We start from the raw sequence: 19,765 nt of genomic DNA, 5'->3' as shown, positions 1-19,765 counted from the left end.
AAGCAGAATTTTCCGAGACCGCCCTAAGGGCGAGTTCGAAAATTCTGTATAATTTAAAAGATCTTGGCTGAAATTCGCGAACCGGATCCGTGTTCCGGTCCGCGGATTTCTGCTTGGCCGATCAGACCCCGGCGGCAGCCGCGACCTCGGCCGCGAAGTCCGGAGCTTCCTCCTTCTCGATGCCCTCGCCCAGGGCGAAGCGGACGAAGGCCGCGATCTTCACCGGCGCGCCGGCCTTGGCCTCCGCCTCCTTGAGGATTTGCGTCACCGTCTTGGACGGCTCGTGCACGAACGGCTGCTCCAGCAGCGTCGCCTCCTTGAAGAAGCTCTTGAGGCCGCTCTCGACGATCTTGTCGAGGACATGGTCCGGCTTGCCGGCGTTCTTGTCGCGCAGGATCGCCTTCTCGCGGTCGAGCACCTCGGCACCGATTCCGCTGCTGTCGAGCGCCAGCGGGTTGGTCGCGGCGATATGCATCGCGATCTGCCGGCCGAGCGTCCCGAGCAGCGTCGCGTCGCCGGCGGATTCGAGCGCGACGAGCACGCCGATCTTGCCCAGACCCTCGCTCGCCACGTTGTGCACGTAGGTCGCGACGAAGCCCGGCGAGACCTCGAGCTTGGCAAGGCGGCGCAGCGTCATGTTCTCGCCGATGGTGGCGATGAGCTCCTGCAGCCGGTCCTTCACCGTCGTCTGCGAGCCCGGGAAGTGCGCCGCCTCGAGGCCCGCCAGCGTGCCGTCGCCGTTGAGCGCGATCTTGGCCGCCTCACGGGCGAAGGCCTGGAACTGGTCGTTGCGCGCGACGAAATCGGTCTCGGAATTGATCTCGAGAATGGTGGCGTAATGACCGGAGGATTCGACGGCAACGAGCCCTTCCGCCGCGACGCGGCCGGCCTTCTTGGCCGCCTTGGCGAGGCCCTTCTTGCGCAGCCAATCGACGGCGCCCTCGATGTCGCCGCTGGTCTCGTTGAGCGCGGCCTTACAGTCCATCATGCCCGCGCCGGTTTTCTCGCGAAGCTCCTTCACCATCGCAGCGGTAATGTTCGCCATGGTCGTCCTCTACTCGTTTGACGCGGGCGGCTTTTCACCCAGTAGATAGGCAGAACCCGGCGCCTTCCAGGCGCCGGGCCATCTTTCTTCTCGCGGCGCCGCCGAAGCGGCGGATGGTCAGGCGGCTTCGGTCAGCGCGCGGGCCTGGGCCACCCATCCGTCGCGGGCGATACGCCCGTTGAGCTTCAGCTCCGCGTCGACGCGCGCGATATCGTCCGGCTTCATCGCGCCGACCTGCCAATAATGGAAGATGCCGGCTTCGTTCAGCTTGGTCTCCAGCTCCGGGCCGACGCCGTGCAGCTTGGTGAGATCGTCGGGCGCGCCGCGCGGCGCCGCCAGCGTTTCGAACTCCTCCTCGACCACGGGGAACTCGCCGTCAGCCGCGACCTCTTCCAGCACCGGGCTCTCCGCCTCGCCCTGGTCGAAGCCGACATCGCCCGCGGCCCGCGAGATGCCGTCGATGGCAGCCTTGGCAGCGAGCTCGCAATACAGCGAGATGGCGCGGCCGGCGTCGTCGTTGCCCGGCACCGGATAGGTAATGCCATCCGGATCGGAGTTGGTATCGACGATGGCGACCACCGGAATGCCGAGGCGGGTGGCCTCCTTGATGGCGAGCTGTTCCTTGTTGGTGTCGATGACGAACAGCAGGTCGGGCGTGCCGCCCATGTCCTTGATGCCGCCGAGCGCCTTCTCCAGCTTGTCGCGCTCGCGCGACAGCATGAGGCGCTCCTTCTTGGTCAGGCCCTGCGCCGCGCCGCCCAGCATCTCGTCGAGCTTGCGCAGCCGCTGGATCGAGCCGGCGATGGTCTTCCAGTTGGTCAGCATGCCGCCGAGCCAGCGGGAGTTGACGAAGTACTGGGCCGACCGGCGGGCTCCTTCAGCCACCGCATCCGACGCCTGCCGCTTGGTGCCGACGAACAGCACGCGGCCGCCGGCCGCGACCGTATCGGAGATCGCCTGCAAGGCCCGGTGCATCATCGGCACCGACTGCGCCAGATCGATGATGTGGATGTTGTTGCGCGTGCCGAAGATGTACTCGCTCATCTTCGGATTCCAGCGGTGCGCCTGGTGGCCAAAGTGGGCTCCGGACTCAAGCAGCTGACGCATGGAAAAATCGGGTAGTGCCATTCATATTCTCCGGTTGAAGCCGCCGCGGTGCGATGTGGGCCGGCCGAGCCAGCCACCGGACGCCTCATTCATGCATGAGGCATGCTCCGCGTGTGGGATGGCGGGCTTATAGGTGTCCGGGGCCCAAGATGCAAGTGTTCGGGCCGATTTCTCCACCAGGACGGTGCTTCCGTCGCATCTGCCCGGCGCGCAACGCGCTGGACCCGGCGCAACTGCGCGATTAGACGCCAGCGTCCGGCCTGTGTCCTCCAACGAAGCGAACACGATGACCCTACGCCCCGCCTCGGCGCCGCCGATCACATCCGCGAACGAGGAATTGCTGCCCCTGCTGGTGCGCATCGCCGACGCGCTCGACCGCGCCTTCCCGGCACCGCCGCCGCCGCCGGCGATCGATGCGGCGGATGCGTTCGTCTGGCAGCCGCGGCCGCCGCGGCTGCTGCCCGTCGCCCACGTGAATCGGGTGGAGATGGTGCTGCTCAAGGGCATCGACCGAGCCCGCGACACGCTGAGCGACAACACCGAGCGCTTCGCCCGCGGCCTGCCCGCCAACAACGTGCTGCTGTGGGGCGCACGCGGCATGGGCAAATCGTCGCTCGTCAAGGCGGTGCATGCCGACATCAACCGCAGGCTCGCCGGCGCGAGCGGGCGAGCGCCGCTGAAGCTCATCGAGATCCACCGCGAGGATATCGAGACCCTGCCGGAGCTGATGGCGATCCTGCGCGGCGGGGGCCATCAGTTCGTGGTGTTCTGCGACGACCTCTCCTTCGACGGCAACGACGCCTCCTACAAGTCACTGAAGGCGGTGCTCGACGGCGGCATCGAGGGCAGGCCCGCCAACGTGCTCTTCTATGCCACCTCCAACCGCCGCCACCTGCTGCCGCGCGACATGATGGAGAACGAGCGCTCGACGGCGATCAATCCCGGCGAGGCGGTCGAGGAAAAAGTGTCGCTGTCGGACCGCTTCGGCCTTTGGCTCGGCTTCCACAAGTGCAGCCAGGACGAGTATCTCGCCATGATCAAGGGCTACACGGAGCACTTCGGTCTCGCCTACGACCCCGATCTCCTGCGGGCGGAGGCCTTGGAATGGGCGACGACCCGCGGCTCCCGCTCCGGCCGGACCGCGTGGCAGTATATCCAGGACCTGGCCGGCCGCCTCGGCCAGCCCTTGACCATCTGAGCGCAGACCACCGCTGACGGGTGACGCCGGGGACGTCACCCGGGTGCGGTTCGGCGCGGCCCCGCCCGGAGGCACAGCCCGGGGACTTGCCCGGCACGCGCCGATGGATCAATCAAGCGCTTGGATGGTGCAGTTGCACCGTATCGAGCCTGGGAGGGCGCCATGGAGACCCAGATGAAGGCTTATCAATTGCAGGACGCATCCGGCGTCGACGGCATGAAGCTCGTCGATCTGCCGATGCCGGAGGCAGGGCCCGGCCAGGTGCTGGTGCGCATCAAGGCGGTGAGCCTCAACTACCGCGATCTGCTCACCGTGCGCGGCGGCTACGGCTCGCGCCAGAAATTTCCGCTGATCCCCCTGTCGGACGGCGCCGGCGTGGTCGAGGCCGTCGGTGCCGGCGTCAGCGCACTGAAGGTTGGCGACCGCGTCGTCAGCAGCTTCTTCGAGAGCTGGCACGGGGGCGAGGCGGAGGAAAGCAAGCTCCGCAGCGCTTTGGGCGGAGCGCTCGACGGCGTGCTGTGCGAGTACCGGGTGTTTCCCGAGCACGCCGTGGTCAAGGCGCCAGCCCATCTCTCGGACGCCGCAGCGGCCACCCTGCCCTGCGCTGCCCTCACCGCCTGGAGCGCCGTGGTCAAGTGCGGCCAGGTGAAACCCGGCGATGTCGTGCTCACGCAGGGGACGGGCGGCGTCTCGCTGTTCGCGCTGCAGTTCGCCAAGCTCGCCGGCGCGCGGGTGATCGCCACCTCGTCGTCCGACGCCAAGATCGAGAAGCTGAAGCAGCTCGGGGCGGACGACACCATCAACTACAAGACGACGCCGGAGTGGGGAAAGCTCGCCCGCAGCCTCAGCGGCCGGGGCGTCGACATCGTCGTGGAAGTGGGCGGGGTCGGCACGCTGAACGAGTCGATCCGGGCGACGCGCATCGGCGGCATGATCGGCTTCATCGGCGTGCTCGCCGGCCAACCCCAGAGCGAGCCGCGCATTTCGCTGATGGTGATGCAACAGCAGCGGCTTCAGGGCGTTACCGTCGGCTCGATCGACGATCTGAAGGCCATGGTGGCGGCGATCAGCCTGCACAAGCTCGAGCCGGTGGTCGATCGCGTCTTCCCCTTCGCCGAAACCAAAGAGGCGTTCGCCTACATGGCGAGCGGCGCCCACGTCGGCAAGGTGGCGATCACGATCCCTTAAGACCCGCCGGAGCGCTTTGCGATTGGGTGGAACCATCCAATCGCGAGAAAGCGCTCTAGATTCAAAAAAGCTAAGAGCATTTCGCCATTGGATGGTCCCGATGGCGAAATGCTCCTGGTTTCGCCGGCCGCGGTCTCGTCGGCGGCCGCCGGCGAGACCGTCCCGATATGCTCAGCTTCCGGCCAGATGCGGCACCGGATCGACCGGGGTCGCGCCCTTGCGCAGCTCGAAGTGGAGCTGGGGCGAGGAGACGTTGCCGCTCTGGCCCGACTTGGCGACCGTCTGGCCGCGCTTGACCTTCTCGCCCCGCTTGACCATCAGCTCGCCATTGTTGGCATAGGCGGACACCCAGCCATTGTCGTGGCGGATCAACACCAGATTGCCGTAGCCTTTGAGCTCGCTGCCGGCGTAGGCGACGGTGCCGCCTTCGGCCGCCTTGACCGGCGTGCCCTCGGGCACCGCGATGTTGATGCCCTCGTTGCCACCTTTGGCGCTGAAGCCTGCAATGATGCGGCCGCGGGCCGGCCAGCGGAAGGCGCCGCCCGCATCGGCCTCGGCTGCCGGCGCTTCCGCGACCGGCGCAGGCGCCGGCTTCTCGGGGGCGGCGGGTTCGGGTGCCTTCTGCGGCTCAGCCGGCGGCTGCAGCTTGGCGGTCTGCACGGGCTTCGGCGCCGTCTCCTTGACGACCGGTGCCGGAGCAGGCAGGGGCGCGGCCTTGACCGCGGCCGGCGGCTGCGGCCCGGGGCGACCCGGTGCGGCGGCGGCGGCCACCTTGGCGGGCTCCGGCCCCTTCACCAATCGATACTGGCTCTGGCTGCCCGGCGCAGCAGCGGCCGCAGTCGCCGCCGGCCGGGGCGACGAGGCGACCACCGCGGGTGCGACCGGCGGGCGTGGCGAGGCGACCGTGGTCGTGTGACCGCCGCCCGCCGCATAGACGGGAATAACCACGCGGCTGCCGGGCGCCAGTGGACCGCGCAGATTGTTCGTCGACGCAATGGCGTTCGCCGGCACCCCGTAGCGATTGGCGAGCGTCTGGACCGTCTCGCCGTCCGCGACGGTCACCGATGTACCACCGGCCGCAGTCCAGTTCGCCGCGTTGCCCACGACCGGGTCGGGGCGCACCGATTGCGGCGGCGCGCCCGCGGCACGGTAGGGAGGCGGCGAGGCCTGCGGCAGCGGGTGGCTGGTGACCGGCGCCCGCGCGACGGCGGCCGGTGCCGGCCCGCCATACGACGGCTGGCCTTCGCCGACGCTGGCCGGCGGCAGGCTACCCGTCGACAGGGAGTCGAACGGGTTCGAAAACGGGTTCCCGGAGAAACGTTGCGCATCCGCCGCGCAGCCGGCGGCCAACGACGCCAGCAGGCCAGCACCAACGATCCGCGCCATCGAGCCGGGTCGTGATGTCAGATTGCAAAAAGGCATGAGGGAGGGTCCACCTGCTACGCAACTAGGTGGATTAAGGCGGATTCAGGTTAAGCAACCGTTTCGCCGCCGCAATGCCGTTGCTGATTGTGGCAACTTTGCTGCATTTGGAGGCGTCCGAACGCCGCGCTACAGCGCCTCGGCCAGCCCCGGCACCAACGGCGGCAGCCGCAACGGCTCGCCGAGCTCCTCCTCGGTCGAGCCGCCTTGCCGCGTGATGCGCAACATCCGCACGCCCTCCGCGCCGCGCCGGGCGACGACCAGACGCCCTCCCTCGCCCAGCGCGTCGATGAGCGGCCGCGGCACCTGATCGACGGAGCCATTCAGCAGAATGCGATCGAAGTGGCCGAAGGCGGTCCCGACGGCCAGACCATCGGCCTGCTCGAGCATCAGGTTGCCCATGCCGAGCCTGGCGATCCGCTCCACGGCGGCGATGGCGAGCGTTCGCATGCGCTCGACGCTGATTACTTCCCGTCCCAGATGGCCGAGCACCGCCGCCACGTAGCCCGAGCCGGTACCGACTTCCAGGACGCGATGCTGCGGCTCCACGCCGAGGCCACGCAGCATCACGGCGATCTGCGCCGGCGAAGTCATGGTCTGGCCGCAGGGCAGCGGCAGCGAGATGTCGGCCCGGGCAAGGTCTGCGAAGCGCTGCGGCGCGAACAGGTCCCGCGGCACTTTCTCCATGGCGCGCAGCACGGCGATGTCACGGATGCCCCTGCTGCGCAGGCTGAGCAAAAACGCGACCGTTTCCTCCCGCTCCGTCGAGGGGAGAATGAAGTCGCCGGGGTTGCGCGTGGACATGGGCGAATCGGAACCACAACTGCCGCGGATCCCGCTTATACCCTGCCGGCCGCGTCACGGTGGCGGCCCGTGCGTCGCATCCGAAATTCGCCCCCCGGGGCGACGCTCGGTGCAAATTTCGACTTTTTGCGCCACGCGAGCAACTCTTTGACTCCTGTGTGATCCAGCCAAAGCGACGCCCCCGAACGTCGATGCATACAATATAAATTACTTGAAAATAAATTACTTTAAAATACTGCAATAAATCGAGATTATTATTCATATATTCACTTCATCGCGTCGATCTGTTCTTTTCATTTCGAATCCATCGAAGAACCGAGGTTCGTTTTTGAGTATTCGAGTGAACCTGGTGGGAGGCGTTGAGCTGCCGTGGTGTTGCAGGGATCGCACACCAAGTTCAACGCCTAGGCAGCCGAGTATACGAACGTATATCGCGCCGATACCAAGACGGCGTTGACGCCATGCGGGGCCGGTGACAGAAAATTTGAGCGATCGCCGCATTTGGCACCGCGAACACTTGTTCAAACAACGGCAAAAAGAACGGCGATCCAGGCGGCCGTAGGGCTCTGGTCGACAGCGGCGCGCCCTCGGCGGCAGCCGTGATCGCCACGCGCCGGCCGGCTTGGCCATCCCTCGCCGACGAGGCCCCCATGGCATTCGTACCCCATGATCGCCTGGAACGGAGCGCGGCCGCGGCCCTCGCACGCGCCCGCATCCTGCCGAACGTCTACGATCTGCTCGCCTTCGCCCTGGTGATCGCGGCCATCGTGCTCGTCGTGCACGGAGCGGCGGACATGCGGTCGCCGCTCGAGACGCTGTCGAGCGCGCCGGTGTCGCTCGATATCGATCGGCTGCCGGAGTACGCGTTGCGCACCACGCTGCGCATGTTCGCGGCGATCGTCGCGTCACTCCTCTTCACCTTTGTCGTGGCGACCCTCGCCGCCAAGAGCCGCCGCGCCGAGCTCGTCATCATCCCGGCGCTCGACATCCTCCAGTCCGTCCCGGTGCTCGGCTTCCTGACCTTCACCGTCACCTTCTTCATGGGGCTCTTCCCAGGAAGCCAGCTGGGCGCGGAATGCGCCTCAATCTTCGCGATCTTCACGAGCCAGGCCTGGAACATGGCGTTCTCGTTCTACCAATCGTTGCGGACCGTGCCGCGGGACCTCGACGAGGTCAGCCGGAGTTTTGGGCTCTCCGCCTGGCAGCGCTTCTGGCGGCTCGACGCGCCGTTCGCCGCGCCCGGTCTCATCTGGAACACGATGATGTCGATGTCCGGCGGCTGGTTCTTCGTCGTCGCCTCGGAAGCCATCACGGTGGGCGACACCACGGTGCAGCTTCCGGGCATCGGCTCCTACCTCGCCCTCGCCATCGATCAGAAGAACTTCGCGGCGGTGGCCTGGGCGGTGGCGGCGATGGCCATCCTCATCCTCCTCTACGACCAGCTCCTGTTTCGCCCCATCGTGGCCTGGGCCGACAAGTTCCGCTTCGAGCAGACAGCCAGTCAGCAGAAGCCGCGGTCGTGGGTCTACGGCTTCATGCGCCGCACCCGGCTGATGAAGTGGCTCATGGCTCCTCTCGGTTGGCTCTGGCAGCACCTGATGCTCGTTCGCCTCGGCCCCGGACAGCCGTCGGCGGCGCAGGCCCGGGGAGGCCGGGCGACGCAGGCCATCGACGCGATCTGGATCGCCGCGGTTCTGGCCCTGACCGCATGGGGCGCCTGGATCGTGTTCGACTACGTTCGCCAGACCCTGTCATGGAGCGATGTGCGCGAGGCCTGCGGCAGCGGGCTCGCCACGCTACTGCGCGTCGTCGTGCTGATCGCGATCGCCAGCGTCATCTGGGTGCCGATCGGCGTCTGGATCGGCCTGCGGCCGGCTGTGGCCGAGCGCATCCAGCCGCTGGCACAGTTCCTGGCGGCCTTCCCGGCCAACGTGCTGTTTCCTTTCGCCGTGGTGGCGATCGTCGCGACCGGAGCCAACCCGAACGTCTGGCTTTCGCCGCTGATGGTGCTCGGGACGCAGTGGTATATCCTGTTCAACGTCATCGCCGGCGCCACGGCCTTCCCGACCGACCTCAAGGAAGCGGCATCGGTCTACCAGCTCCGCTCCTGGACGTGGTGGCGGCGCGCCATCCTGCCGGGCATCTTCCCCTACTACGTCACCGGCGCGCTCACCGCCTCCGGCGGCTCGTGGAATGCCAGCATCGTCGCCGAGGTCGCCAGCTGGGGCGACACCAAGCTGCAGGCCTACGGCCTCGGCGCCTTCATCGCCAAGGCCACCGCAGCCGGCGATTTTCCGCGGGTGGTGCTCGGCATCGCCGTCATGTCGGTCCTCGTCACCCTGTTCAACCGCACGCTCTGGCGGCCGCTGTACGTCTTCGCCGAACGCCGCCTGCGCGTCGACTGACGCTTTGCCGGAAGGGGACTCTCTCATGGACGCACCAGTCATCGGCCACGGCCAGCCTCTCGTCGCCGTCACCGGCGTCCGCCAGAGCTACGACAAGGGCGCGGCCGGCCAGCTCGTGGTGCTCGACGATGTCGACCTGACCCTGCAGGCGGCCGAGATCGTCGGCCTGCTCGGCCGCTCAGGCTCCGGCAAGTCGACGCTGCTGCGGGCCATCGCCGGCCTGCTGCGGCCGAGCGAAGGCCGCATCAGCTTCGAGGGCGAGCCCGTAACCGGCCCACGTCCGGGCATCGCGGTGGTGTTCCAGAGCTTTGCGCTGTTTCCCTGGCTGACCGTGCTGCAGAACGTCGAGCTCGGCCTCGAAGCCCGCGGCGTCCTGCCGGCTGAGCGCCGCAAGCGGGCGCTGGCGGCGATCGACCTCATCGGCCTCGACGGCTACGAAAGCGCCTACCCGAAGGAGCTGTCGGGCGGCATGCGCCAGCGCGTCGGGCTCGCCCGCGCGCTCGTCGTCCATCCCAAGCTGCTGCTGATGGACGAGCCGTTCTCGGCGCTCGACGTCCTCACCGCCGAGACCCTGCGCACCGATCTCCTCGATCTGTGGTGCGAAGGCCGCATGCCGATCCAGGCCATCCTGATGGTGACGCACAATATCGAGGAGGCGGTGCTGATGTGCGACCGCATCCTGATCTTCGGCTCCAACCCCGGCCGCGTCATCGGCGAGATGCGTGTCGACCTGCCGCAGCCGCGCAACCGCCTCGACCCCACCTTCCGCGCGCTCGTCGAGGACATCTATGCCCGCATGACGGCGAAGTCCGGCGCTGTCGCCCCGGCCCGGGAGGGGCTGTTCCCGGGGACCGGCATCGCCATGGTGCTGCCGCGGGTCTCGACCAACGAGCTCGCAGGCTTGATCGAGACCGTCGCGGCGAAGCCGTACGACGGCAGGGCCGACCTGCCGCTGCTGGCGTCCGATCTGCGGCTCGACATCGACAATCTCTTCCCGGTCGCCGAAACCCTGCAGCTGTTGCGGCTCGCCGAGATCGAAGGCGGCGATATTCGGCTCACGCCGCCCGGCAGGCGGTTCGCCGAGAGCGAGGTCGACGAGCGCAAACGTCTCTTCGCGCAGCAGCTGGCAACCTACGTGCCGCTCGCCGCGCACATCCGCCGCGTGCTCGACGAACGGCCGAACCACAAGGCGCCGGCGCGCCGCTTTCGCGACGAGCTCGAGGACTACATGTCCGAGAGCTACGCCGCGAGCACGGTAAAGGCGATCACGAGCCTTGCCCGCTATGCCGAATACTTCGCTTATGATGAGCAGGCGGACCTGTTCACGCTCGAGAACCCGAGTTGAGACGGCGGCCGCGGCGGCCCGCGGCCCTGTGGAGACGACGCGATGAAGCACAAGCCTGTCGCCCTGGCAGTCCACACGCCGCTCTTGTGGATCGCGATGGGCACGCTGGCAGCGGCCATCTTCGTCGCGGATACCGCCACCAATCTGGAGATCGCCGTCGCCGTCCTCTACGTGGCGGTTGTCTTGATGTCGGTGTGGAGCGGCCGCCCAAGCACCGTGCTCCTGGTCGGAATAGGTTGCGGCACTCTCACCATCGTGAGCTTCGTTCTGACGCGGACCGGCTCCTTCGGTGCCGGCCTGGCCAATTGCGGCTTGAGCCTGCTGGCGATCGGGGCAACCACCTATCTCGCCATCCGGATCGAGGACGCCAACACGGCGGCGCAGCAGGCGCTGGCCGATCTCGCCCACATGTCGCGCCTGACCACGATCGGTGAGCTCGGCACATCGATCGCCCATGAGGTGAGCCAGCCCCTCGCCGCCATCGTGGCCAACGGCAACGCCGCCATCCACTGGCTCTCCGCGTCGCCCGCCAACGAAGAGGAAGCGCGACGGGCGATGGGCTGCGTCGTGGAGGCCGCCGATCGCGCCGGCGGGGTGATCGCGCGCGTACGCCAGCTGGTCACGCGGGCGCCGCCGTCGCGGGGCACCGTCGACATGGTCGAGATGATTCTGGAGACGCTCGCCTTCGTTCGCGGCGAGATCCGCCGGAACCAGATTCTCCTGCGCACCGAGCTCGCCAGCGATCTCCCCAGCGTGATCGGCGACCGCGTCCAGCTCCAGCAGGTCGTCCTCAACTTCGTGATCAACGCCGTCGAGGCGCTGAGCGGCGTCGGCGGCGACGGCCGCGAGCTGTTGGTCAGCGCAGCCACGGACGGCAGGAAAATCACCGTGAGCGTGCGCGACACCGGAACCGGGCTTGCGCCCACCGCGTACGACCGAGCGTTCGACGCCTTCCACTCGACCAAGCCGACCGGCATGGGGATCGGGCTCACCATCAGCCGGTCCATCGTCGAGGCCCACGGTGGTATGGTCTACGCCGCGCCCAACTACCCGCACGGCGCCGTGTTCGGCTTCACGGTGCCCATAGCGGGGAAAGCGACGGATTGACGGCGTGCAGGACGAGGCGGCGACGGTCTATGTGGTCGATGACGACCCGTTGGTGCGGAACGGGCTGGACAGCCTGCTGCGCTCGGTCGGCTACGAGGCTCGCTGCTTCGCCTCGGTTCACGATTTCATGCTTCATGACCGCAGCGACGGGCCGGCTTGCCTGGTGCTCGATATCCGCATGCCCGGCTCGAGCGGGCTCGATTTCCAGGCCGAGCTGACCGGACGTGGAGACCTCATCCCCATCGTGTTTCTCACCGGGCACGGTGACGTCCCGATGTCGGTCCGCGCCATCAAGGCGGGCGCCGTCGAGTTCCTTCTGAAGCCGTTCCGTGAGCAGGACCTGCTCGACGCCATCCGGGCCGGGATCGAGAAGGATCGCGCGAATCGCCGCGACGAGGCCGCCCTGAAGGTGCTTCGGCAGCGCTACGCCAGGCTCACGGCGCGCGAACGAGAGGTGATGGCGCTCGTCGTCACCGGCCGCCTGAACAAGCAGATCGCCGCCGAGCTCGGCCTGAGCGAGATCACCGTGAAGGTCAATCGCGCCCAGGCGATGCGCAAGATGCAGGCGAGCTCGCTCGCCGCATTGGTCAGGATGGCGGACAAGCTGGGGGTCTTCGCGGCCCCGGTCGGATAGGGCTCGACGCGCCGACCCGCGAGAGCGCTTGGCGATCGAGGGCTTCCTCCAGTCGCCGAGCACTCCTGCTTCAACGCGTTAGAGCTGTCCGCTCCGGCCTGCCGATCAGCTGCCTCTCGTCCGACCGGCACCTGCTTTAGCCGGCGAAGGCCCCGCGAAGCGGGTCATGGTCGGCTCGTCCGTCAGGTCGAGCTTGAGCGGCGTCACCGAGATCCGCTTGTCGGCAATCGCCCACAGGTCGGTGCCGTTGCGCGGCACCGACAGCTTGCGCTCGAAAGCCAGCCAGAAATACGGAATGCCGCGACCGTCCACGCGCGCATCGACGCCGAGCAGGTTCTGGTCGCGACGGCCCTGGGCCGTGACGGCGATTCCCTTCACCTCCTCGGGCGGGCAGCTCGGGAAGTTGACGTTGACCAGCGTGTCCGCATCCATGGACAGATCGAGCACCCGGCGGATCACCGGCACGGCGTGGGCCTCGGCGCAGGCCCAGGGAATCTCGTTGCGGCCGCCCGGCGGAAAGGACTGTGACAGGGCGATCGAGGGAATGCCGAGCATGGTGCCCTCGATGGCGCCGGCGATGGTGCCGGAATAGGTCACGTCCTCGGCCACGTTGTGGCCGCGGTTGACGCCGGAGAGCACCAGGTCCGGCTTGTCGTCCCGGAGCACATGGCGCACCCCCATGATGACGCAGTCGGTCGGGGTGCCGCTCACGGCAAACCGGCGCTCGTTGATCTGCCGCAGCCTGAGCGGATCGCTGAGCGACAGCGAATGCGCAACGCCGCTCTGATCCGTCTCCGGGGCGACCACCCAGACGTCATCCGACAGCGTTCGGGCGATCCGCTCCAGGACCTCGAGCCCGTCCGCGTGGATGCCGTCGTCGTTGGTGATCAGGATGCGCACGTGTTCACTCCTCGGCGGTGGGCGGTCGCCGCGCTCAGCGCGACGGCCGCTCGATTCGCGTGATGCCGCCCATGTAGGGCGCCAGCGCCGACGGTACCGTGACGCTGCCGTCGGCGTTCTGATAGGTTTCCATGACCGCGATCAGCGCCCGGCCCACGGCCGTGCCCGAGCCGTTGAGCGTATGCACGAACCGTGTCTGCTTGGCGTCCTTGGCCCGGGTGCGCGCGTTCATGCGGCGGGCCTGGAAGTCGTTGCAGGTCGAGCAGGACGAAATCTCCCGATAGGCCTGCTGCCCCGGCAGCCAGACCTCGATGTCGTAGGTCTTGGCGGAGGCGAATCCCATGTCGCCGGTGCACAGAGTCATGACGCGATAGTGCAGGTCGAGCTTCCGGAGCACCGCTTCGGCGCTGGCGAGCATGCGCTCATGCTCCTCGCGCGAGGCCTCCGGCGCCGTGATCGACACCAGCTCGACCTTCTGGAACTGGTGCTGGCGCAGCATGCCGCGGGTGTCACGGCCCGCCGCCCCCGCTTCCGCCCGGAAACAGGGGGTCAGCGCGGTGAAGCGCCTGGGCAGCTCCTCCTCGGCCAGAATGGATTCGCGCACCAGATTGGTCAGCGGCACCTCGGCGGTCGGAATGAGCCAGAAATCCTCCTTCAGCGGCGCGCGCTCGAGCACCCGGTCGACGAGCGCTTCGATGTCGATCTCACCGCTCTTGAAGGCCAGGCCGTCCTCCGCGGCGGCGTAGGAGAGCGCCGACCGCAGCAGCTCATGGCGCGACAGCGTGCGGGCCGCGGTAAACTGGTCGTCCGCGAACTTCGGTAGTTGCGCCGTTCCGAACATCACCTCGTCACGCACCAGCAGCGGCGGGTTGACCTCCTGGTAGCCGTGCTCGGTGGTATGCAGATCGATCATGAACTGCCCGATCGCCCGCTCCAGGCGGGCAAGGTGGCCCTTCACGACGACGAAGCGCGAGCCGGACAGTTTGGCCGCCGCCTCGAAGTCCATGAGCCCGAGCGCTTCGCCCAGCTCGAAGTGCTGCTTGGGCGCATTCACGCCTGCGAGCCGGTCGTCCCGCTCGTCGGCCTTCGTCCCGAACCTGCTTTTCTCGACGTTGTCGTGCTCGTCCGTCCCGTCCGGAACCTCCGGAGCCGGGATGTTCGGAATGGCGGCAAGCTCACTGTCGAGCGCGGCTGCCGCCGCCCGCTCATCGCGCTCCAGAGCCGGCACGGCGTCCTTCAGCGCCGCCACCTCCGCCTTGAGCGCTTCGGCGCGAGCCGCGTCCTTGGCGCGCATCGCCTCGCCGATCTCCCGAGACAGCGCGTTGCGCCGCTCCTGCGCAGCCTGGGCGGCGGCGATGGCCGCACGCCGCTTCTCGTCGAGTGCGATCAGGCCCGACGCCAGGGGTGCAAGCCCGCGGCGCTTCAGGCCGGCGTCGAAGGCCGCGGGGTCGTCGCGGATGAGGCGGATATCATGCATGGCGGACCAGACGGATGGCTCCGGGCAGGCGTCGGCCGGACATACGGCTTCAGCCGGGGACAGCGGCACAACATCCGACCGCCATGGTCATCGTTTGCCGACACTTGGGCGGCTGTTTGCGGGCGTCGGCGGCCCCGGTCAAGCGGCGCGGCTACTCGGCGCTCGCCTCGCGGGCCGCCTCCTCCTCCGCACGCCGCTTTTCCACCATCCGCACCGAGAAGATCGATGCCTCGTAGAGCAGCAGCGTCGGGATGGCCAGGGCGCATTGACTGATGACGTCGGGCGGCGTGAGCACCGCCGCGACCACGAAGACGAGCACGATGGCGTAGCGGCGCTTGGCCTTGAGGAAGGCCGAATCGATCAGCCCCGCCCGCGCCAGCAGCGTCAGAATCACCGGCAGCTGGAAGCAGATGCCGAAGGCGAAGATCAGCGTCATGATCAGCGACAGATATTCGCTGACCTTGGGCAAGAGCTGGATCGTCGCCTCGCCGACGCCGCCCATCTGCTGCTGGCCCAGCGAATAGCGCATGACGATCGGCATCGCGATGAAATAGACGACCGCGGCGCCCAGCAGGAAGAAGACCGGCGTCGCCATGAGATAGGGCGCGAACGCCTGCCGCTCGTTCTTGTAGAGCCCGGGCGCGACGAACTTGTAGATCTGCGTCGCCACCACTGGAAAGGACAGGAACCCGGCGCCGAACACGGCGATCTTGATCTGCGTGAACAGATACTCGAGGGGCGCCGTGTAGATCAGGCGCACGTCGGCCCCCGGCCCGGCCGCAAAGACGTAGGGCCAGACCAGGATGTTGTAGATCTGCCTGGCAAAGAAGAAGCAGATGAAGAACATCACGATGAAGGCGATGAGCGAGCGGATCAGCCGTGCCCGCAGCTCGATCAGGTGGTCGAGGAGCGGCGCCCGCGACGCTTCGATGTCGGCGTCGGTCATGGCGTCTCACCTTCGTCCGTCGGAGCAGGCTTGGCCGCCGGCCGGCGGCTGCGCGGCTTGGCAGCGGACGTCGGATCGGCCGGGGGGGCGCCGGCGCCGTTGACCGCAGCGGCCGGCTTGCGGCGCGGCTTGGGACGGCCCTCACCAGACGGGGTATCGGCCGGGCTCGCCGCCGCCACCGTCGGCTCGGCCGCCGTCTTGGCTTCGCCCGTGGCCTTGGTCTCGCCCGTGGCGCGTCGACGGCGGGCTGGAGCGGCTGTCGCAGCCGCCTGCACGGGCGGCGGGGACGGTGGGGCGGAGGGCGGCACGGCCGCCGCCGTGGCTGCAACCGAGGCCGCCGCATCCGGAACGGGCGGCACGGCGGTCGGCGGGATGTCGACGGGCGCGGCCGCCGATGCAGATGGAGAAGGTGGCACCGATGCAGACGCAGGGGGCGGCACCGGGACCGGTGCCGGGGTGGCGCTGTCCTCGAGTGGAGCTCCCACCGTTGGCTGGGCGGGTAAGTCGGGATGGTCGGTCGCGGCCTTGGCCTTGGGCCCGTCGATCGCGCCCTTGATCTCGTCCCGTATGGTCTGGATCGGATTGAAGCTCTGCGCCGTGTCCTTGACGTCCGTCACGCTGCGACGGATCTCGTCCATCTCGGCTTCGCGGATCGCCTCGTTGAACTGGCTTTGAAACTCGGCCGCCATACGGCGCATCTTGCCCGTCATCTGGCCGAGCGTGCGCAGCGCACGCGGCAGATCCTTTGGACCGATCACGACCAGCGCCACCGCGCCGATCAGCAACAGCTCGCCCCATCCGATGTCGAACATCGCCTACTCTTCGCCGCGGACCCGCGTCCGCTTATCGCGGCAGGGTGGCTTCCATGCTCGATCGACAAGCGGCCCCAAGCCCGGCGCCGCCCGCAACACCTGCTCCAAGACCAGTCCGGACGGACCGGCCCGGAAAGACCGGCTTAGACTTTCTGCTCGGCGCCGGTCTTCAGCTGCGGCGAGGTCGTCACGGGCTGATGGTCGAGCGAGCGCGCAGGGTCGCCAGCCGGCGGCGTCGCCGCGGCTTCGTCGTCATCCTGCATGCCCTTCTTGAAGGACTTGATGCCCTTGGCGACATCGCCCATCAGGTCGGAGATCTTGCCGCGACCGAACAGCAGCATCACGATGATGCCGACGATGACCCAGTGCCAGATACTTGCGCCACCCATGACCTTACTCCTGCGCGCGACCCGCGCATCATCTCAGGCAAAATGGACGTCCAGAGCCGACCAAGCCTACAGGCTATGGCCCATGGAACGCCCTCCCTACCGGTGCACCGTACACGGCCAGCCACCTGCGCGCGGCGGCGAACGGCCAGCTTGAATTCTCTAGAACCTAGGCGCCCGAAACGGCGAAAACAAGGAATTCTGCCTGGCCGACCGTGTACACGAGGTCGCGTTGCCCGCCGGTTGTTCAGGACGCCTCGTCTTCGAGCGAAGCTGCGTCCGGATTGCTCAAGAACAGGTCATCCTCGAGCGGATCCTCGTCATCGCGCAGCGTCGGCGCGTCGTCGGGCACCGGCACGGCGAAACGGGCCGGCAATCGGCCCTCGAGGAAACCCGCGCCCTTCAGTTCGTCGAGCCCCGGCAGGTCGTCGATCGCATTGAGCCCGAAGTGCGACAGGAAGGCTGGCGTCGTGCCATAGGTAACGGGCCGGCCGGGCGAGCGCCGGCGGCCGCGCAGCTTGACCCAGCCCGTCTCGAGCAGATTGTCCAACGTGCCCTTCGATGTTGCGACGCCGCGGATATCCTCGATTTCCGCCCGGGTCACCGGCTGGTGATAGGCCACGATGGCGAGCGTCTCCAGCGCTGCCCGCGACAGCTTGCGCGGCTCGACCACCTCGCGGGCGAGAATGAAGGACAGATCGCTTGCCGTGCGGAAGCTCCAGCCGCCGGCCGCGGCCACCAGATTGACGCCGCGTGGTGCGTAGAAGGCCTGCAGCCGGGCGAGAACACCCGCGACGTCGGTTCCGGCCGGCAGCCGGCCTGCGAGGTGCGCCTCGGTCACCGGCTCGGCCGCCGCGAACAGGATCGCCTCGGCCACGCGCAGCGCTTCGGCGAAGCTCTCGCTCTGCCGGTCGCCCCAGGTGATACGCTCGACGGTCGCTGTCATCTGTCCCACCTTGGCTCTACCTCGCACGGGCGGCCGCTTCGATGCGGCGGGGATCGGACTCCGCCCGGCGGCGCACCCAGAGGGGAGCGAACGTCTGGTCCTGGCGCAGCTCGGCGTGCCCCTCCTTCACGAGTTCCAGCAAGGCCGAGAACGACGACGCCCGAACCGTGACGCGCAGCTCGGGCTCGACCGCGTAGCGCAGCAGGTAGGGATCGAGCGCCGTCCAATCGTGGGCGAGGCCGATCAACCGCTCCAGGGCCTCGCGCGCATCGACCAGCGACCAGACCATCCGCTTGGGCAGCGTCACCCTTGCATTGGCCCGCTTCTGCCGCTGCCGCGCATAGGCCGCGAGCAGATCGTAGAGCGTGGCCTCGAACTGCGGTCGCTTGATGTCGGCCAGCGGCTCGGGCGCACCGCGGGCGAAGACGTCGCGCCCCAGGCGCTCACGGTCGGCGAGCAGCTTGGATGCCGCCCTGATCGCCTCCAGCCGCCTGAGCCGGAACGCGAGCGCGCTCGCCAGCTCGCTGGCGGACGGCTCCTCCGCCTTGGGCGGCTCCGGCAGCAGCAGGCGCGACTTGAGATAGGCGAGCCACGCCGCCATCACCAGATAGTCCGCGGCGAGCTCGAGCCTGGCGCGGCGAGCCTCTTCCACGAAGGCGAGATACTGCTCGACCAGGGCCAGAATCGAGATGCGCGCCAGGTCGACCTTCTGCCGGCGGGCGAGCTCCAGGAGCAGATCGAGCGGCCCCTCGAAGCCGTCGACATCGACGATCAGAGCCGGCTCACTACTGGCCCGCTCGACCGGCTCGATGGTCTCGAACGTCAGCTCCTGCTTCATGGATTGGCGACGGCGACGTCCCTCCGGCTAGAGCATCTCGATGGGATGCGGGCATCCGATCGGAACATGCTCGGGGCCGACCGGCGCCAGCGAGCGCCGATTCGGCGTGTCCCGGAAGTGTGGGCGGCTCAGGCTACCGCCGCAAGCGCTGCATCAAGGCGCGCGCGGGCATCCACAGGATCGAACGGCTCGACGACCTTGAGAACGCGCGTCAGGGCAGACGCCGCCCGCTCCGCCGCGCGGCCGTCGAGCGCGGGGGTCGCACCGGCGACCTCGACCATTTCGTCCATGATGCCGTTGCAATGGAGCACCACGTCGCATCCGGCGGCGAGCGAGGCCGCCGTGCGCTCGGCCATCGAGCCGCTGAGCGCCTTCATCGACAGATCATCGCTCATGAGCAGGCCGCCGAAGCCGATCCAATCCCGGACGATCTCGCCGATGACCTTGGACGACGTGGTCGCCGGGTTGTCCGCATCGAGCGCGCTGTACACGACGTGCGCGGTCATCGCCAGCGGCATGTCGGCCAGCACGGTGAACGGAAAGAAGTCGCGCGCCTCGAGCTCGTCCAGGCTGGCGTCGACGACCGGCAGGGCCTCGTGGCTGTCGGCCCGCGCGCGCCCGTGCCCCGGAATGTGCTTGATGACCGGCAGCACGCCGCCGGCGAGCAGCCCCTCGGCCGCCGCGCGCCCCAGGAGGGCGATCGTCGAAGGGTCGTCCGCATAGGCCCGGTCGCCGATGATGCCGTGGGCGCCGGGGACGGGGACGTCGAGCACCGGCAGGCAATCCACGTCGATGCCCAGCGCCTTGAGGTCGTGGGCGATCATGCGGGCGCCGGTCCGCGCCAGCTCGCGCTGCGCTTGCGGATCGTTGCTGCGCCAGGTGCCGAAGGCCCGTCCCGGAGGATATTTGGGCCAGTGCGGCGGGCCGAGCCGTTGCACGCGCCCTCCCTCCTGATCGATCAGGATCGGCGCGTCACGCCCGACCGCCTCGCGCAGCGCGCTCGTGAGCGCTCTCACCTGGTCCGGCGTCTCGACGTTGCGCCGGAACAGAATGAAGCCCCAGGGCTCCGCCTCGCGGAAGAACGCGTGTTCGTCGGGCGTAAGGACGGGCCCCGAGAGGCCGGCGATGAAAGCGCGTGTCGGCATCCGCCTGCCTTAGTGTGCTTTCATCGCGCAGGGAATCCGTCGTCGGTGAAAATTCTTCGG

18 protein-coding genes are annotated in these 19,765 nt (G+C 68.1%); 6 read left to right on the top strand and 12 right to left on the bottom strand.

From position 1 onward, the window contains the following. Window positions 1-121: 121 nt before the first annotated feature. Window positions 122-1,045 carry a translation elongation factor Ts gene (tsf, locus tag ACZ5PO_RS25535; protein WP_464184807.1) on the bottom strand — a complete coding sequence of 308 codons (924 nt, stop codon included), beginning with the start codon at window positions 1,043-1,045 and terminating at the stop codon, window positions 122-124. A 117-nt stretch (window positions 1,046-1,162) separates the two neighbouring features. Next, window positions 1,163-2,173, bottom strand: a complete 1,011-nt coding sequence (locus tag ACZ5PO_RS25530; protein ID WP_464184805.1) for a 30S ribosomal protein S2 — start codon at window positions 2,171-2,173, stop codon at window positions 1,163-1,165. 265 nt (window positions 2,174-2,438) lie between these two features. Between ACZ5PO_RS25530 and ACZ5PO_RS25525 the strand changes: the two genes are divergently transcribed. Together ACZ5PO_RS25525 and ACZ5PO_RS25520 are read left to right on the top strand one after the other, a co-directional pair. After that, a complete protein-coding gene (locus ACZ5PO_RS25525) occupies window positions 2,439-3,350 on the top strand; it encodes an ATP-binding protein (protein ID WP_464184802.1) in 912 nt (303 codons plus the stop codon). A 174-nt stretch (window positions 3,351-3,524) separates the two neighbouring features. After that, complete coding sequence (locus tag ACZ5PO_RS25520) at window positions 3,525-4,538, top strand: zinc-dependent alcohol dehydrogenase family protein (protein WP_464197044.1); 1,014 nt, start codon at window positions 3,525-3,527, stop codon at window positions 4,536-4,538. A 171-nt stretch (window positions 4,539-4,709) separates the two neighbouring features. Here ACZ5PO_RS25520 and ACZ5PO_RS25515 read toward each other — a convergent pair whose 3' ends face one another. Together ACZ5PO_RS25515 and ACZ5PO_RS25510 are read right to left on the bottom strand one after the other, a co-directional pair. Continuing rightward, complete coding sequence (locus ACZ5PO_RS25515; RefSeq protein ID WP_464184800.1) at window positions 4,710-5,924, bottom strand: peptidoglycan DD-metalloendopeptidase family protein; 1,215 nt, start codon at window positions 5,922-5,924, stop codon at window positions 4,710-4,712. Window positions 5,925-6,089: 165 nt separating this feature from the next. Continuing rightward, complete coding sequence (locus ACZ5PO_RS25510; RefSeq protein ID WP_464184797.1) at window positions 6,090-6,764, bottom strand: protein-L-isoaspartate O-methyltransferase family protein; 675 nt, start codon at window positions 6,762-6,764, stop codon at window positions 6,090-6,092. Between the two features lie 650 nt (window positions 6,765-7,414). Here ACZ5PO_RS25510 and ACZ5PO_RS25505 point away from each other — a divergent pair. The 4 genes from ACZ5PO_RS25505 to ACZ5PO_RS25490 are packed head-to-tail and all read left to right on the top strand — an operon-like array spanning window position 7,415 to window position 12,255. Next, window positions 7,415-9,169, top strand: a complete 1,755-nt coding sequence (locus tag ACZ5PO_RS25505) for an ABC transporter permease (RefSeq protein WP_464184795.1) — start codon at window positions 7,415-7,417, stop codon at window positions 9,167-9,169. Between the two features lie 25 nt (window positions 9,170-9,194). Further along, window positions 9,195-10,514 carry an ABC transporter ATP-binding protein gene (locus tag ACZ5PO_RS25500; protein WP_464184794.1) on the top strand — a complete coding sequence of 440 codons (1,320 nt, stop codon included), beginning with the start codon at window positions 9,195-9,197 and terminating at the stop codon, window positions 10,512-10,514. 42 nt (window positions 10,515-10,556) lie between these two features. Continuing rightward, window positions 10,557-11,621 (top strand): sensor histidine kinase, encoded by a 1,065-nt coding sequence (locus ACZ5PO_RS25495; protein WP_464184792.1) that lies wholly within the window; start codon window positions 10,557-10,559, stop codon window positions 11,619-11,621. A gap of 4 nt (window positions 11,622-11,625) precedes the next feature. After that, on the top strand, window positions 11,626-12,255 hold the full coding sequence (locus tag ACZ5PO_RS25490; RefSeq protein ID WP_464184791.1) for a response regulator transcription factor: 630 nt from the start codon (window positions 11,626-11,628) through the stop codon (window positions 12,253-12,255). Window positions 12,256-12,360: 105 nt separating this feature from the next. Here the strand turns inward: ACZ5PO_RS25490 and surE are convergent, their stop codons facing one another. The 8 genes from surE to nagZ form a co-directional block, all read right to left on the bottom strand. Then, entirely contained in the window at window positions 12,361-13,155 is a 795-nt protein-coding gene (surE, locus tag ACZ5PO_RS25485) for a 5'/3'-nucleotidase SurE (protein WP_464184789.1), read from the bottom strand. A 34-nt stretch (window positions 13,156-13,189) separates the two neighbouring features. Further along, window positions 13,190-14,632, bottom strand: coding sequence for a serine--tRNA ligase (gene serS / locus ACZ5PO_RS25480; RefSeq protein ID WP_464184788.1), 1,443 nt, complete (start codon window positions 14,630-14,632; stop codon window positions 13,190-13,192). 151 nt (window positions 14,633-14,783) lie between these two features. Then, window positions 14,784-15,578 (bottom strand): twin-arginine translocase subunit TatC, encoded by a 795-nt coding sequence (tatC, locus tag ACZ5PO_RS25475; protein WP_464184787.1) that lies wholly within the window; start codon window positions 15,576-15,578, stop codon window positions 14,784-14,786. After that, a complete protein-coding gene (tatB, locus tag ACZ5PO_RS25470) occupies window positions 15,575-16,390 on the bottom strand; it encodes a Sec-independent protein translocase protein TatB (RefSeq protein WP_464184786.1) in 816 nt (271 codons plus the stop codon). Before tatB ends, tatC begins: the two co-directional genes overlap by 4 nt. Before the next feature lie 143 nt (window positions 16,391-16,533). After that, on the bottom strand, window positions 16,534-16,779 hold the full coding sequence (locus ACZ5PO_RS25465; protein ID WP_464184785.1) for a twin-arginine translocase TatA/TatE family subunit: 246 nt from the start codon (window positions 16,777-16,779) through the stop codon (window positions 16,534-16,536). Between the two features lie 244 nt (window positions 16,780-17,023). Then, window positions 17,024-17,722 carry an SMC-Scp complex subunit ScpB gene (scpB, locus tag ACZ5PO_RS25460; protein WP_464184783.1) on the bottom strand — a complete coding sequence of 233 codons (699 nt, stop codon included), beginning with the start codon at window positions 17,720-17,722 and terminating at the stop codon, window positions 17,024-17,026. 16 nt (window positions 17,723-17,738) lie between these two features. Continuing rightward, window positions 17,739-18,560 (bottom strand): segregation and condensation protein A, encoded by an 822-nt coding sequence (locus ACZ5PO_RS25455; protein WP_464184781.1) that lies wholly within the window; start codon window positions 18,558-18,560, stop codon window positions 17,739-17,741. A gap of 128 nt (window positions 18,561-18,688) precedes the next feature. Beyond that, a complete protein-coding gene (gene nagZ, locus ACZ5PO_RS25450) occupies window positions 18,689-19,705 on the bottom strand; it encodes a beta-N-acetylhexosaminidase (protein ID WP_464184780.1) in 1,017 nt (338 codons plus the stop codon). Window positions 19,706-19,765: the final 60 nt, after the last annotated feature.

The organism is Chelatococcus sp. KU-N122 (assembly GCF_055391085.1).
This window is presented reverse-complemented; position numbering and strand designations above follow the sequence as displayed.